16 protein-coding genes and 1 other annotated feature are annotated in these 14092 nt (G+C 49.3%); of the genes, 1 reads left to right on the plus strand and 15 read right to left on the minus strand.

What is annotated here, in order from left to right; genetic code table 11:
- Positions 1-56: 56 nt before the first annotated feature.
- The 13 genes from pheA to QQK89_RS19385 form a co-directional block, all read right to left on the minus strand.
- Positions 57-935 carry a prephenate dehydratase gene (gene pheA, locus QQK89_RS19325; protein ID WP_284240293.1) on the minus strand — a complete coding sequence of 293 codons (879 nt, stop codon included), beginning with the start codon at positions 933-935 and terminating at the stop codon, positions 57-59.
- Positions 932-1903 carry a homoserine kinase gene (thrB, locus tag QQK89_RS19330; RefSeq protein WP_284240294.1) on the minus strand — a complete coding sequence of 324 codons (972 nt, stop codon included), beginning with the start codon at positions 1901-1903 and terminating at the stop codon, positions 932-934. The genes pheA and thrB overlap by 4 nt, the downstream gene beginning before the upstream one ends.
- A 54-nt stretch (positions 1904-1957) precedes the next feature.
- Complete coding sequence (locus QQK89_RS19335; protein ID WP_284240295.1) at positions 1958-3244, minus strand: homoserine dehydrogenase; 1287 nt, start codon at positions 3242-3244, stop codon at positions 1958-1960.
- Positions 3245-3262: 18 nt separating this feature from the next.
- Positions 3263-3700, minus strand: a complete 438-nt coding sequence (locus QQK89_RS19340; protein ID WP_284240296.1) for an ACT domain-containing protein — start codon at positions 3698-3700, stop codon at positions 3263-3265.
- Between the two features lie 148 nt (positions 3701-3848).
- Positions 3849-5168: a GTPase ObgE gene (gene obgE / locus QQK89_RS19345; protein WP_284240297.1), complete on the minus strand. Its 1320-nt coding sequence runs from the start codon at positions 5166-5168 to the stop codon at positions 3849-3851.
- A gap of 16 nt (positions 5169-5184) precedes the next feature.
- A complete protein-coding gene (locus tag QQK89_RS19350) occupies positions 5185-5922 on the minus strand; it encodes a Spo0B domain-containing protein (RefSeq protein ID WP_284240298.1) in 738 nt (245 codons plus the stop codon).
- A 123-nt stretch (positions 5923-6045) separates the two neighbouring features.
- Positions 6046-6357: a 50S ribosomal protein L27 gene (rpmA, locus tag QQK89_RS19355; protein ID WP_015845972.1), complete on the minus strand. Its 312-nt coding sequence runs from the start codon at positions 6355-6357 to the stop codon at positions 6046-6048.
- A gap of 17 nt (positions 6358-6374) precedes the next feature.
- Complete coding sequence (locus QQK89_RS19360; protein ID WP_284240299.1) at positions 6375-6710, minus strand: ribosomal-processing cysteine protease Prp; 336 nt, start codon at positions 6708-6710, stop codon at positions 6375-6377.
- Positions 6711-6722: 12 nt separating this feature from the next.
- Positions 6723-7034 carry a 50S ribosomal protein L21 gene (gene rplU, locus QQK89_RS19365; RefSeq protein ID WP_284240300.1) on the minus strand — a complete coding sequence of 104 codons (312 nt, stop codon included), beginning with the start codon at positions 7032-7034 and terminating at the stop codon, positions 6723-6725.
- Positions 7035-7047: 13 nt separating this feature from the next.
- Positions 7048-7131: a sequence feature (ribosomal protein L21 leader region), on the minus strand.
- A 67-nt stretch (positions 7132-7198) separates the two neighbouring features.
- On the minus strand, positions 7199-8452 hold the full coding sequence (locus QQK89_RS19370) for an Rne/Rng family ribonuclease (RefSeq protein ID WP_284240301.1): 1254 nt from the start codon (positions 8450-8452) through the stop codon (positions 7199-7201).
- Between the two features lie 84 nt (positions 8453-8536).
- A complete protein-coding gene (locus tag QQK89_RS19375; protein ID WP_284240302.1) occupies positions 8537-9418 on the minus strand; it encodes a M50 family metallopeptidase in 882 nt (293 codons plus the stop codon).
- Complete coding sequence (locus QQK89_RS19380; protein ID WP_284240303.1) at positions 9411-10403, minus strand: M23 family metallopeptidase; 993 nt, start codon at positions 10401-10403, stop codon at positions 9411-9413. The genes QQK89_RS19375 and QQK89_RS19380 overlap by 8 nt, the downstream gene beginning before the upstream one ends.
- Positions 10404-10808: 405 nt before the next feature.
- Positions 10809-11357 (minus strand): collagen-like triple helix repeat-containing protein, encoded by a 549-nt coding sequence (locus tag QQK89_RS19385; RefSeq protein WP_284240304.1) that lies wholly within the window; start codon positions 11355-11357, stop codon positions 10809-10811.
- 212 nt (positions 11358-11569) lie between these two features.
- On the opposite strand from QQK89_RS19385, the gene QQK89_RS19390 reads away from it, so the two are divergent.
- Positions 11570-11731: a hypothetical protein gene (locus tag QQK89_RS19390; RefSeq protein WP_284240305.1), complete on the plus strand. Its 162-nt coding sequence runs from the start codon at positions 11570-11572 to the stop codon at positions 11729-11731.
- A gap of 413 nt (positions 11732-12144) precedes the next feature.
- On the opposite strand, the gene QQK89_RS19395 is transcribed toward QQK89_RS19390, so the two are convergent.
- Positions 12145-13293, minus strand: a complete 1149-nt coding sequence (locus QQK89_RS19395) for an FtsW/RodA/SpoVE family cell cycle protein (protein ID WP_284240307.1) — start codon at positions 13291-13293, stop codon at positions 12145-12147.
- A 7-nt stretch (positions 13294-13300) separates the two neighbouring features.
- A complete protein-coding gene (minD, locus tag QQK89_RS19400) occupies positions 13301-14092 on the minus strand; it encodes a septum site-determining protein MinD (protein WP_284240309.1) in 792 nt (263 codons plus the stop codon).

A 14092-nucleotide genomic window follows, 5' to 3' on the forward strand; every position in this document is an offset into this window, starting at 1 on the left:
CTTCACGCAAAAAAAATAGCGGCGCCATCAAAGGCACCGCTATCTTCTCTATTTCATTACTTAAGCTGCTCATAAGTAAAGCTTGGATAAGTTCCGAGTATACGCACCTGGCATCCAAGAGCTTCGATCTCTTCAAGCGCCGACGGCAGAAGAACCGTGTCAAGCGCCATCTCGATATCGATATAAAAATAATAATTGCCCAGCTTTTTCTTCGTCGGGCGGGATTCGATTTTGGACAAGTTAATTTTGCGCCAAGCAAATGCCGCTAGCACTTGATGAAGCGCACCTGGGAAATCCTCCGGCAACGTAATCAACACGCTGGTCTTCTGCGCTTCGGATTGGCGCGCCGTAAAAGGCTCGGGGCCAACGAGCAAGAACCGGGTGAAGTTATTATCATGATCGGTGATCCCTTGGCTAAGCACGTCCAGCTCGTTATTGGCGGCTGCCGTCATCGTGCCGATTGCCGCCCACCCTTGTCCGGGATTTTCCTTCACGATCTTGACGCCTTCAGACGTGCTGCCAACCGTTTCGATCTCCGCATGCGGGAGCTCATTGCGCAGGAATTGAAGACATTGGGCAATTGCGACAGGATGGCTGATTACTTTTTTGATCTTGCTGAAATCCAATCCGCCGTCTTCTCCTGCTGCTTCAGAAGCTCGGCCGATCAGGTTCTGAATGGAAGGATATACCCATTCCGCCTGGATCGGCATGTCCACCTCGTGCACAAGCCAATCCACGTGCAGATTAACGGAACCTTCAATTGTATTCTCGATTGGAACAACGCTATAATCACTGATACCGTTAACCGTCGACATAAATACATCGGCGATCAAGCGGTGATGTTTCCAGTTCATTTCTTCGCCTTCAATGGCAAATAATCGCTTGACGGCTTCGTCCGAGACGGATCCGGCAGGCAATACTGCAATGGTCTTCATCGTACAACTTCTCCTTTTATGCGGTCCATGAGGTCTTGGGCAGGGCTAGCTATATCCTCTACAGTAATAACCGGACCGTCAAGGCAAGGCTTCAACCGCATTGTCTCCGCAGCAATCCCTTCCTGCTTCAACGTGCCGAGGAGGAACGGTTCCAAGCCCGAATCGTTCTTGCTGCCTGCTTCCACAAACGCGATCAGGGTTGGGCCCGCGCCGCTTAATGCCGCTCCGAGAGCACCGTATTCCGTTGCATGCTCCAGTATCGTGGACATGCCCGGGATCAGCGGTGCCCGGTAAGGCTGATGGAGCCGGTCTCGCATGGCATGGCGGATTAATCCAAGCTCGCCGCTCGCAAGCGCCGCAACAAGCAATGAACTGCGCCCTACATTAAATACAGCGTCAGCCATGCTGATTTGCGAAGGCAACGCATGGCGTGCTTTTTCGGTCGACAGCTGGAATGCCGGAATAGCAACCAATGTTTCCAGCTTCGCATGTGGCGTAAGCTTCACGTAATCTGCGCGTTCCCCATCCCATGCGGATACAACGATACCGCCGAACAAGGATGCGCCAACATTGTCGGGATGTCCCTCCAGCTTAGTGGCGAGCTGGAACAACTTATCGTCAGACAAAGGGCCGCCGATAAGGGCGTTTGCCGCTACCAGCGCGCCAACGATTGCCGTTGCGCTGCTTCCGAGACCTCTAGCTAGCGGGATATCGCTGTACATGGCCACTTCCAGTTCCGGTACGCTTACTCCCGCTTCATCAAATACAAGTTGAGCTACTTCATATAGCAAATTGGATTTATCGGTAGGAATGCCTTGCATATTGTCGCCGAACAGTCGAAATGTTGTCTTCTCCGCGGCCGACATCTCGATCCATGCGTATAACGAAAGAGCCATGCCAAGCGTATCAAAGCCCGGCCCTAAATTTGCCGTGCTGGCTGGCACTTTCACAATTACTCGATTATTCATGACGGATAAAGCTCCTTTATCTGCTTTTGCAATCTTGCAATCTTGATGACTTGTTTAGCCTTCTACGCGGTAGACGCTTTTCACTTTGCGAATCACGTCCAGCGATTCAAACCTCGCAAGTACTTTGTTGATTGCGGCTTTATTCGCATCATGCGTAATAACGATAATTTCCGCGTCCGGATTCACGGGGTTCGGCTGCTGCAGCACCGATTCCAGGCTAACTTCGTACTCGGCGAAAATTTGCGTAATTTGAGCAAGCACGCCTGCGCGGTCATCCACATGCAGGAGCAGGAAATATTTAGAGGAGATTTGCTCATCGGACTTCAGCTTTTTCTCCTTGTAAGTCAATACGCCTTGCTTGCCGTTTACGCCAAGCTTCAGGTTTTTCACAACGGCAACAAGGTCGGATACGATCGAAGTAGCTGTAGGCAGCTCACCTGCGCCAGGACCATAAAACATCGTCTCGCCTACGGCTTCGCCATATACATAAACCGCATTATATACACCGTTAACGGATGCGATTGGATGCGATTGCTTCACCATCGTTGGTTGAACGCTGATGCTGAATTGGTCATCTTGGCGCTCGGCAATGCCAAGCAGCTTCACTTCGTAACCAAGACGTTTCGCGTACAGGATATCCTCTTTCGATACTTTCGACATCCCTTGCACGGACACATCTTCAAGAGCAACTTTTGCGCGGAAGCCAAGCGTTGCGAGGATTGTCATTTTACGGGCAGCATCAAGGCCTTCCACATCGGAAGTCGGATCCGATTCGGCATAACCAAGTTCTTGTGCTTCCTTCAATACCGCATCATAAGAAGCGCCTTCCATGCTCATCTTAGACAGGATGTAATTCGTTGTCCCGTTCACAATACCCATAATTTTGGTAATGCGGTCGGAGGAGAACCCTTCCACCAAGGTGCGGATAATCGGAATGCCGCCGGCCACGCTTGCCTCGTACAATACGTCGCAGCCATTCTCTTGCGCTTTTGCCAGAATTTCCGGACCGTGCAGCGCCATCAAATCCTTATTGGCCGTTACGACATGTTTGCCCCGGGAAAGAGCTTCCATAATATATTCTTTTGTTGAACCGATACCGCCCATGACCTCAACGATTACGTCAATGTCCGGATTGCCGATAATCTCCCACGGATCCTCCGTCAGCTTGCTTGCGTCAATCGAAATGCTGCGCGACTTGCTTTTATTTTGCACGAGAATTTTCTCGATAACGATCGATGAGCCGACCTGGCTTTGCAAATCTTCCTGATGCCCTTCCACAATGCGAACTACGCCAGTCCCTACTGTACCGAGACCAAGTAAACCTACCTTCACTGGCTTCATATTATTCCCTCCATCTAATCAACCTTGTCCAATAACGGCTGCTTTACGCACGCCTTGCTGGCTGCGAATCACTTCAATAAGCGTTGTCAGTTCTTCATTGAGCTGAGAAATATCTACCGATATGACCACGTTGGCGAATCCTTGAAGCGGAATGCTCTGATTCATTGTCAGCACATTGCCTTCAAGGCTTGCCACAAGACCCAATACCTTAGATAATACACCGGATCGATGCTCCAAATCCATGGATATCGTCACGATCCGCTCACGTTCCAGCTCCTGAAGGCCGTATACGCCATCTTTATACTTGTAAAAAGCGCTTCGGCTGAGGCCAACCTTCTCGACCGCCTCATGCACCGTGGACGCTTCGCCCCGGTTTAGCATCTCTTTGACTTGAATGGTCTTGGCAATCGCTTCCGGGAGCATATCCTCACGAACGACATAATAACGATGCGTCACTATTTCGTCCTCCCTACAAAGACAGTTGTTCTTCTATAATGGACATTATATCGGAAGATAGCTAATGCGGCAATAGGTAACTGCGAGGCTTTACAAGAAAAAAGACGGCCATAGAAAGGCCGTCCTTGTTCGTCTACTATTATATAGCTTAACCGTTATAGTCGCTGCCTTCAAAGAACTCGAAGGTGAAGTCGGCGATTTGAACCGTATCTCCGTCTCTAGCTCCTTCGCGGCGAAGCGCCGCATCAACGCCCATCTTCCGCATCAATTGCGCAAACCGCATAATAGCGTCGTACGAGTTCATGTTCATGCGCTTCAGATAGTTCTCGATTCTGAGGCCCTTCACGACAAAGATTTCGTCTTCGCGGTGGATGGTGAAGCTGTCGTCTTCGCGTTTCTCGAACGTGAACACTTTGCGTTCCGCAACGTCTTTCACTTCTTCAAGCGCGACTTCCTCCGGCACGGAGTCCAGCGTATCCGCTGCTTTGTACAGAAGCTCCTGCACGCCTTGTTTGGTCAGCGAGGAGATCGGGACAATCATGTATTCGCGATCACCGCGAACTTCATCCAGCTGCTGCTTGAACAATTCCAGATTGTCAGCCGCCTCTGGCATATCCATCTTGTTCGCCGCAATAATCTGCGGACGTTCCGAAAGCTTCTCGTTATATTTCACGAGCTCTTCGTTAATTTTGACCCAATCCTCGAACGGATCGCGTCCTTCTGTTCCCGCCATATCCACGACATGGACAATAACTCTCGTCCGTTCAACATGCCGCAAAAACTCATGGCCAAGTCCAATGCCTTCATGCGCGCCTTCAATCAGCCCCGGCAAGTCCGCCATAACAAAGCTGCGGCTGTCGCCGACATCCACTACGCCAAGGTTCGGCGTAATAGTTGTGAAGTGGTACGCGCCAATCTTGGGCTTGGCACCGGATACAACCGATAGCAGCGTCGATTTGCCTACGCTCGGAAACCCAACAAGTCCAACATCCGCCATAACTTTAAGCTCCAGCGTTACCCAACGCTCTTCGCCTTCTTCACCGTTCTCGCAAATATCCGGAGCCGGGTTGTTAATGGTCGCGAACCTTATGTTGCCGCGACCGCCGCGGCCGCCGCGCGCAACAACAACCTCTTGCCCGTGACGCGTCATGTCGGCGATAATCTCTTGCGTATCATCATTGACGATAATGGTGCCCGGAGGGATTCGTACGATCATATCATCCGCGCTTGCGCCATGCATCGATTTGACTTTGCCGCGTTCGCCTGCCGGTCCTTTGAAATGCTTCTGGTAACGGAAGTCCATCAAAGTCCGGAGACCTTCATCGACACGGAAAATAACGTCGCCGCCATTACCGCCGTCGCCGCCTGCTGGTCCGCCTTCCGGTACGTATTTCTCTCGGCGGTAGGACACGATTCCGTTGCCCCCGTTGCCGCCTTTTACAAATATTTTCGCTTTATCGACAAACATGTTGTTTTGCCCCCGTTCAAGCGCGCCAATCCGCTTCCAATACCAATTTCCGCTGCGGATGCTCCACATCGACCGGCAACAGATACGCGCCTTCCAACTGCTGTTTTATTTTATCCGCGAGCTGCTGCTCGCTGGTTAAATCTCCCTCGTAATAAAACGCTACCGTCAGCTTCTCCTCTATGCGGGAGAGACTCAAAGTGAGTACTGCCGGATCGCCATAACCCGTCTTTACCGAAAATCTGTAGGCATTGATCAGGCTAATCAGGTTTTCCGCTATATCCCGGCCCTTGTCGTCCAGTTCATTCAGATGAATGCCTTCATCAAGTTTCACCTCAAGCTGCAACGCATTGGTTAAGGTGCGGAAGGATTGTATATAGCTAATCAGCGAAGGTATGCCAAGTTTTGCGATTTGACTCTCTTCCGTCATTCTAACCCTTATTTTCTCCACGTATTCCACGGTTTTATCCAGCTTGTTCATCCGTATGTATCCGAATAATACCTGAAGATCATTCATCCAATCATGCCGGTGATGATTTAATGTCTTGACGCCGGCCGTTTGCAGCATCTGCACCGTCCGCGCCATTCTTAGTTCTTGCTCTTTGCGCTCCGATTTCATCCAGTATACCGCAGCTGCTATCGTCCATAGGAGAAAAAGTGCATTCAGCCACGTCTGCGATGGCCAAATGAATACAGCCGCAAAAGGCAGCACAACGGAAGCCGCCGCCGACTGTCTCGCCACTCTAATGCGATCCATCGTGTTCGATCCCACTTTCTGCTTGTTTCTAGCTAAATCAGTATAGCACGCGAATACGGCAGCTGGAAGGTCTAAACAAACAAAAACCCCGGCCTGTCATCAGGCCGGGGCTCTTTGCTGTTATTAAGCTTCTACTGCTGCGGCTACCGGAGCCAGATCAACAGGGTACACGCTCACTTTTTTGCGATCGCGTCCCAAACGTTCGAACTTAACAACGCCTTCAACCAGTGCGAACAGCGTGTCATCTTTACCGATGCCCACGTTAGTGCCCGGGTGAATTTTTGTACCGCGTTGGCGGAACAAAATGCTGCCAGCGGATACGACTTGACCGTCAGCGCGTTTAGCGCCAAGACGTTTCGAATGGCTGTCGCGGCCGTTCTTTGTAGAACCTACACCTTTCTTCGATGCGAAAAGCTGAAGATCTAATTTCAACATGGTGTTTCCCTCCTTCGTTAAAGAAGTTGTTCATGAATTACGACAAATTTGCCGTAAGATTGTGCGATATTGCCGAGCATAACGACCATCGATTCGAGCAACAACTGCACTTTGTCGTCGGTTTCTTTATCAGACTGCTCTGTAATGTCTGACGATAGCCAGCCATTCTTCATCGAAGCCGGTAATTTCACCTTCGTCAAAGCCTCGATAGCATTGACGGTTCCGACCGATACGGCCGACACCCCGGCGCAGATAATATCCTTGCCGCGGTCTGCATACTTCGCGTGTCCGGAGATCGCAAAAGATACAATCCGTCTGTCAGTGGCTCTACGTTCGATCGTAACAGATATCATAAGAAAGTCCTCTTACGCTTGGATTTTCTCGATAGTTACTTTTGTGAACGGTTGACGATGACCTTGCTTGCGGCGGTAGTTCTTTTTGGCTTTGTATTTGTAAACGATGATCTTTTGGCCTTTACCTTGTTTCTCGATTTTACCGGAAACAGTAGCGCCGGAAACAACTGGAGTACCAGTTACCAGACCTTCGCCGTTAGATACTGCCAATACACGATCAAACGTTACGCTTTCGCCTTCGTTTACGTTCAGTTTTTCGATGTAGATTACATCGCCCTCTTGAACTTTGTATTGCTTGCCGCCAGTTTCAATAATTGCGAACATGAGTTGCACCTCCTTATTGTCGAAGACTCGCCTAATCTAGGTGGCAGCAGCAAAAAGCTGTTGCTCTTATACCCGATTGGAGCGGTTCATGCATGTCCACAAACATGTAGGATGAGACATACTAGAACATTCTATCACACGTCGCCTAATCAATCAACTATAACTTAGACATGCAAAGCCGAAGATTTCTTTCCGGTTCCACCGCATGCAGGGCAGCGTTCGTTGAGCTGACGTGCTGCGTTGTCTCTAGCCTTCCGCCTTGTTAATTCAAGTAAGCCAAGCCTTGTCCAGCCAAACACCGTGCATTTGGTCCGGTCTCTTTTCGCCCAATCCGACAGCCTGTTCATCACTTTCTCCCGGTTGGATTCATTCTCCATATCAATAAAATCAATAATTATAATGCCGCCGACATCGCGTATGCGCAATAACCTTGCAATCTCGTCCGCTGCTTCCATATTCGTGTTGAACACCGTGTCTTCCAGATCGATTGCGCCCGTATATTTGGCCGTATTCACATCAATTACCGTCAACGCCTCCGTCTCATCCCAGACAAGAGAACCGCCGCTCTCCAGGCGAATTCTGGATTGAAAAGCTGCGTCAATCTGCTCGGTTACGCCGAAACGGTCAAATAAGGAGGTTTTCTCCCGTCTCGCATCAAACAGCTTCAGCCTGTCCACCAGATGCGGAGTCATTTCTTCCAGCAAGGCCGCAGCTTCGCCGTAACGGGAAGCATCATCAAGCCATACCTCGTCAATATCGTCAGTTAACGTATCTCTTACGGCACGCCTTAATAATCCCGCTTCGCGATGCAGCTCGGATGGAGCTTTGGCTGTGAGCGACCGCTCCTGGATGCCTGTCCAAAGCTTGCGCAGCTGCTCAACGTCTGCTCCAAGCGACTCTTGGCATTCGCCTTCCGCTGCGGTACGCATGATGATTCCTTCCTCGCCTTGCCGCAGCCGCTCGCCGATCATCCGAATACGCGAACGCTCGCTTTCGGCCATAATCTTCTTCGAAACACCGACGTATCCGGCGATCGGCATATATACCAACCACCGCCCGGGAAGGGTAAAATGCGTGGTCACGCGCGCTCCTTTACTTCCCATCGGTTCCTTCATTACTTGCACAACCAATTCTTGACCGGGCTTAACCAGTTCCGTAATGGACGGCTTTTGCTCCGGTTGTTTCTCCAAATGCGGATGCAGGAGATCATCTATGTATAGAAACGCATTTTTCCCCAGGCCAATATCTACAAAAGCGGCCTGCATGCCCGGAAGCACATTGACAACCCGTCCTTTGTACACATTGCCTACCATCCCGCTGCTTTCCGACTGTTCCATAAAAAAATCAATTAGCCGCTCGCCGAGCAGCACGGCGGTCTGCAGCAGCTCGCCGTGTCCGTGCATTAACATCCGCTTCATTCCCGAACATCAACCGCCTTACCTTTTGTCATTACTCTATTCTACCACCAACTTGCCTGAGCGAAAAAGTGGTCTATTTTACCTCTACCGGAAAAGTTCGATGACAGCGCGGTTAGGATCTCTTTCCGATAAATAGCGGTCCACGACCTCTTGTTCAGGAACGACCTTAACGATCCGGCCTTCCAGCTCCATTAAATAAAACAGGTGGTATTGCTCACGCCATAATAGACGCACGACGGCAATAATTGGTTGCTTCATATTTACAATTATTGGTCTTGCCAATGAGCCTTTGGCAATAGATCTGACAGCGACGCGGTCGCGATGCATGAGAAAGCGGACAAATAAATACGGAATGTTCCGGTAATAGGTCCAATTGGTCATAAACAGAAATAAACCGACAACAAGCAAGTTAAGCTGCAGTCCGTCACCGGGCAGGAACGCCGTATAGACGGCGTATCCAATCATTATGACACTCAAAACGATGCTGATTCTGGACGTCCATTTCATCATCGGGTAGTAGGCGAATCCGTAGCTGAAAGCTGATTGCATCAGTTTGCCGCCGTCCAGCGGGTAAATAGGAAGAAGATTAAACAATCCGATAATCAGATTAGCCTGCCATACATATGCCGCCCATTCCGGATCCCACAAACCCAGCTGGCCGCAGCCCCATGCGGCAAGGCCCATCCACACGTTCTGAAGCGGACCTGCAATGGCAATCAATGCGTCTTGTCCTGCCGGAATGCTGCCCGCGTCTTCGATCTCGGCAACTCCGCCAAATGGCAGCAGCTTAACCTCCCGGACGGTAAGATCAAAGCTCCTCGCGACAACAACATGTCCAATCTCATGCACAAGGACAATTAGAAATAGAGTGAAGAGCTCTGCGAAATAACCCGTAGCGACAGAACCAATCATAATAAGAACAAAGAGCGGATGAACGGACCAGCGGATGCCTTTCCATTTAATCAATCGGAATCACGCCCACGGGATCGACGTACTGGTTATTTTGCCTTATAGCAAAATGCAGCAGACTTGGTTCATCCGATGTCGATTCTTGTAAAGTACCTATCGCGTCACCCGCTTCCACCCAGTCATTGGGCTTCACGGATACGGTACCAAGCTTGGCATAAACGGAAGAGCGGCTATTCGCATGCTCAATCACGATGGTATAGCCGCCCCCGTTCTCCGCCTCCGATACGACCAGCACCCTGCCCGTCTCGATGGCCGACACTTCCTCTTTGGACGTGCCCGCCAGCTCGATCCCGTTCAGCAGCTCCGCGAAAGTACGTACGATAGCGCCATCCGGAAGAGGGGATACAACTGGTAGCTCAACCGAACCGTTAGCCGATTCCGCTTCCTTTGTATGATCGTTAAAAATCGGTATAAACGAAGGGGCACCGGCAAACGTCTCTTTGTACCAGGTAGCCACCGCCGTAAAGTCCATTTCGTCGGTTAAGGCGTTTTTTACGATAGTTTGTCCTTTTTGCGCAAGCGGTGACTCATTATGAAAAACGCCCCAGATCGCGGCGAACAGAACAACCGCAATGACGGCTTTCCATTTCAACTCGCTTCGCAAAAAGGGTCTGCGGTTGTTGCCTCCGTCATCGTAGTCATGCACTGTGCCATATTCCGGATGCGCAAAATTCCCGGGTCTGGATTTGTTGCCTTTAGAATCCCAGCCGAGCCAAGGCTGCGGATTGGTTTTCCACAATTTCTCCGGATCAAGCTCATCCCCGCTGCCCGGATCCAGGTTATAAGGCACCGGAAAATACGATTGCTCCTCATAGGGTTGCGGTTCCTGTTTCTCCTTCATGGGCCGGCTCTTTGCCGGCATTGCCTGCTTCTCCTGCTTGCGCTCCTGCTGCTGCCACAGCTTGCTTTGCTTCTCCTGTTGCTCCAGCAGCTGTCTGATCTTTTCTTGCCTCCGCTCTCTGATCCCGTCATTTTTACTCATCGAATAGCCTCCCTCTCGCAAGACAAGCTGGCGCCGCCAAAGCTTCGCCCACATTTCCTTTCTACATAACTATGTGGCCAAGCTCACAAGTATGCGAGGGGCGGCATAATCCAAAATGGACCGAGCAGAAATTGGACTGAGCTGTATCATTCCACAATCGAATGTTCTTCCAATCGCTGTTGTTCCCGGATTCCTTGAATCTACGTTAAGGTTGGAATCCGGAGAACAAAGGCGAGCGCTACGCTTTTCCAGAATCATTCGAGCTGCTCCTTTTCGGCTTAGCCTAAAGGGACCGAAAACAAATAGCCGTGATTGTATCTTCACGGCTAAATTGTGTTTTTTTAAGAGCTGGGCGAGGAGCTTCAACTGCCTCTTGAAAGATAATTGCAACGTATTACATTTTGTCTATGCGATCCTTAATATTGAGAAGGAAGACGTTGAGTATGTGATGTTATTTACTAAGATGACAAAGATCTTTACGGTATCGCCTGCATTAAGAGAAGCGATAGTACTGCTTGCAGCTGGAAGACTTTCGATTGAACCAGAAGCGGTTGCAGTTAAAGATATTTGCCCTTGATTCATAGTTGTATCATTGTTAATGGAGTATCTTAATACAATACTTCCTGACTGCATAACAGCGGTATTTATCGAAAAATTGCAGTTAAAGGCTAACATGTAAATCCCCGCGGAATCTACCGTAAATCCATTAACTACAGAATTGGGGTTCGTTCCATTGTTAGGACCGATTGAATTGAGAATTACATAGTCTCCACTTGACGGTGCTACTACATTGAAGTTGTACATAGTGCCATAAGCTGGTAAGAATCCTGATCCTGGCGGACCTTGAACTCCCTGAACCCCCCGTTCACCTTGCGGGCCTTGAAGTCCTGGAGGGCCAGTTGCTCCAGTAAGACCAGTTAGTCCTGTTGGGCCGGTTAATCCGGTGTCTCCCATTGACATCACTCCTAAATAAAAATAAAATCTACTGTTTATCGTATGATATGGTGGAAGTGTGGTGATAGATCTATATCATTATTTATGGTAAATAATGTAATTACTCATAACCCGTCAAATACTCTCTCTTCGTTCTCTATTCTCCGAACGGTGACCATTAAACCGTATCCAAAGTCATTCCGTTAGGAATAGTTCCAAGGAATCCCCGAGCAATGGCGATCGGAAGAACATTTGATGCGCAGCACGCCATAAAAAAACGAGCAGGTTTCAATCTGCTCGGTATTGCGGCGGTTTCCTTACGAGCTGGGCGAAAAGTTTCAGCTCTTTTTGAGTTGTGGTTAATGGCAAGGGCGGAGCATCAAATGATTCTGTAGAAGCAAGATTATGCTTACGAAGTAACTTTCTTTCAGAAAGTTTTTAAGCGTTCGCTTTTGCTCTGGGGATTCCATTCCGTTAGGAATAGTTCCGAAGGAATCCCCGAGCAATGGCGATCGGAAGAACATTTGATGCGCAGCACGCCATAAAAAACCGAGCAGGTTTCAATCTGCTCGGCATTGGCGGTTTCCATACGAGCTGGGCGAGAAGCTTCAGCTCTTTTTGAGTTGCAGGTTAATGGCAAGGGCGGAGCATCAAATGATTCTGGAGAAACGGAGTGTTCGCTTTTGCTCTGGGGATTCCATTCCGCTAGGAATTGTTCCGCAGGAATCCCCGAGCAATGGCGATCGGAAGAACATTTGATGCGCAGCCCTGCCCCATTAATCCACGAACACAACGAAAAAAAGCTGGCCTACTCGGCCAGCTCGTATTTCTCTTGGTGGGCATTAATACTAAACAAAATGCCAATACACAGCATATTCAGCATCAACGACGTACCGCCGTAACTAATGAACGGCAGCGTAATCCCGGTGATTGGCATGAGGCCAATCATCATCCCGATATTCTGGAAGATCTGGAACACGTACATCGAAGAGATCCCGATTACGATAAACGCAGCCCGATTGTCATAACATCGGAAGGCGATCAGAATCATCCTATATATCAGTAGGAAGTACAGCAGCAACAGAATCGCTGAACCCTGGAAGCCAAATTCCTCCCCGATGACAACAAAGATCGAATCGGAATACGGATACGGAATAAACTTCCCGTTAATCATGTCGCCCTTCAAGTAGCCGTCGCCGCTTAGACCGCCGGAACCGATCGCAATCTTTGCATTTTCCGATTGATGCTTGTCATCGCTTGAAGCTTGGCTTGGATCAAGAAACGTGTTGATACGCTTATACCAGTGTTCCTTATTGTGATCCTTCAGATAAGTCTCAATCTCCGTGTTAAACATCGTGAACAAGGAGACAAACAGTACTATCCCCGCAACAACAGTCGTTAATCCGACCAATACATGCGTGTACTTGACATTGCCGATCCAAAGCATTCCCAGAACGATGACAAGATAAATAATCGCATTGCCTAGGTCAGGTTGGATCATAACAAGCATGAACGGTAAAAAAGCAAAGGCGGCAATCGGAAGCAGATCCCCTGAAAAGGTTAACCTGTCGCCTTGACGCCTGCCCATAATGTAAGCAATACCGATAATAATGATAATTTTCATAATCTCGGCTGGTTGAAACAAGAAGCCACCAGGCAGCTTGAACCAGCCGGACGCGCCATTAATGTTTGCGCCGAAGAAAAAAACCGCAATCAGCAGGGCTACACCAATACCGTATAAAATGTACCAGCTTTTCAGCAAAATGCGATAATCAAAAACCGTTGCCATTATCGCTATGACAAAACCGATGATGTAATAGACGACTGTTTTTAGATCATAGTTGTGATAAACCGGGTTATTATGCGTCGCGCTTCTAACCAGAATGGTGCTAATGGCCATTAGGCAGAGCAGAATCGCAACGATTCCCCAGTCTATCTTTTTCAGCTTGTTAAGCACAAGGCAATCATCCTATTCCAAGAAACTTACGGAAGCGTTTGAAGGCACCAGCCTTCTCGTCAAGCAGCATAAGAGGGACCATATCGCCAAGAATTCTGCGGGCGATATTGCGGTAAGCAATAGCCGCGCGCGAAGAAGGATCCATTACGGTTGGTTCACCGGAATTTGCCGCTTTGATAACCTTCTCATCATCCGGCACAATGCCTAACAAATCAACGGCAAGCACCTGGCAGATTTCGTCGATATCAAGCATTTCCCCGCTTTTCACCATGTTCTGGCGAATCCGGTTAATAATAATTTTGGATGCAATTTGCTCTTTTTCAAGAAGCCCGATAACGCGGTCCGCATCGCGTACCGCGGCATTTTCCGGCGTAGTAACGACGATTGCGCGGTCTGCGCCCGCAATGGCATTCCGGAAGCCATGCTCGATGCCTGCCGGGCAATCAATAACCACATAATCGAAGTCTTTCTTAAGTTCAAGAATCATATCCTTCACTTGCTCCGGCGATACGTCCTGCTTATCCTTCGTTTGGGCGGCAGGCAGCATGTAGAGCTCATCAAAGCGCTTGTCCTTAATCAAAGCCTGATTCAGGCGGCAACGTCCTTCTGCCACATCAATAAGGTCATAAATAATTCGATTCTCAAGTCCCATTACAACATCCAAATTACGCAATCCGATGTCGGTATCGACCATACAAACCTTTTTACCAAGCAAAGCAAGTGCCGTACCTAAATTAGCCGAGGTTGTCGTTTTACCGACTCCACCTTTGCCCGATGTTACAACAATCGCCTCTCCCAT

The sequence above is a fragment of the Paenibacillus glycanilyticus genome (assembly GCF_030161375.1).
Taxonomy (GTDB): Bacteria; Bacillota; Bacilli; order Paenibacillales; family Paenibacillaceae; genus Pristimantibacillus; species Pristimantibacillus glycanilyticus_B.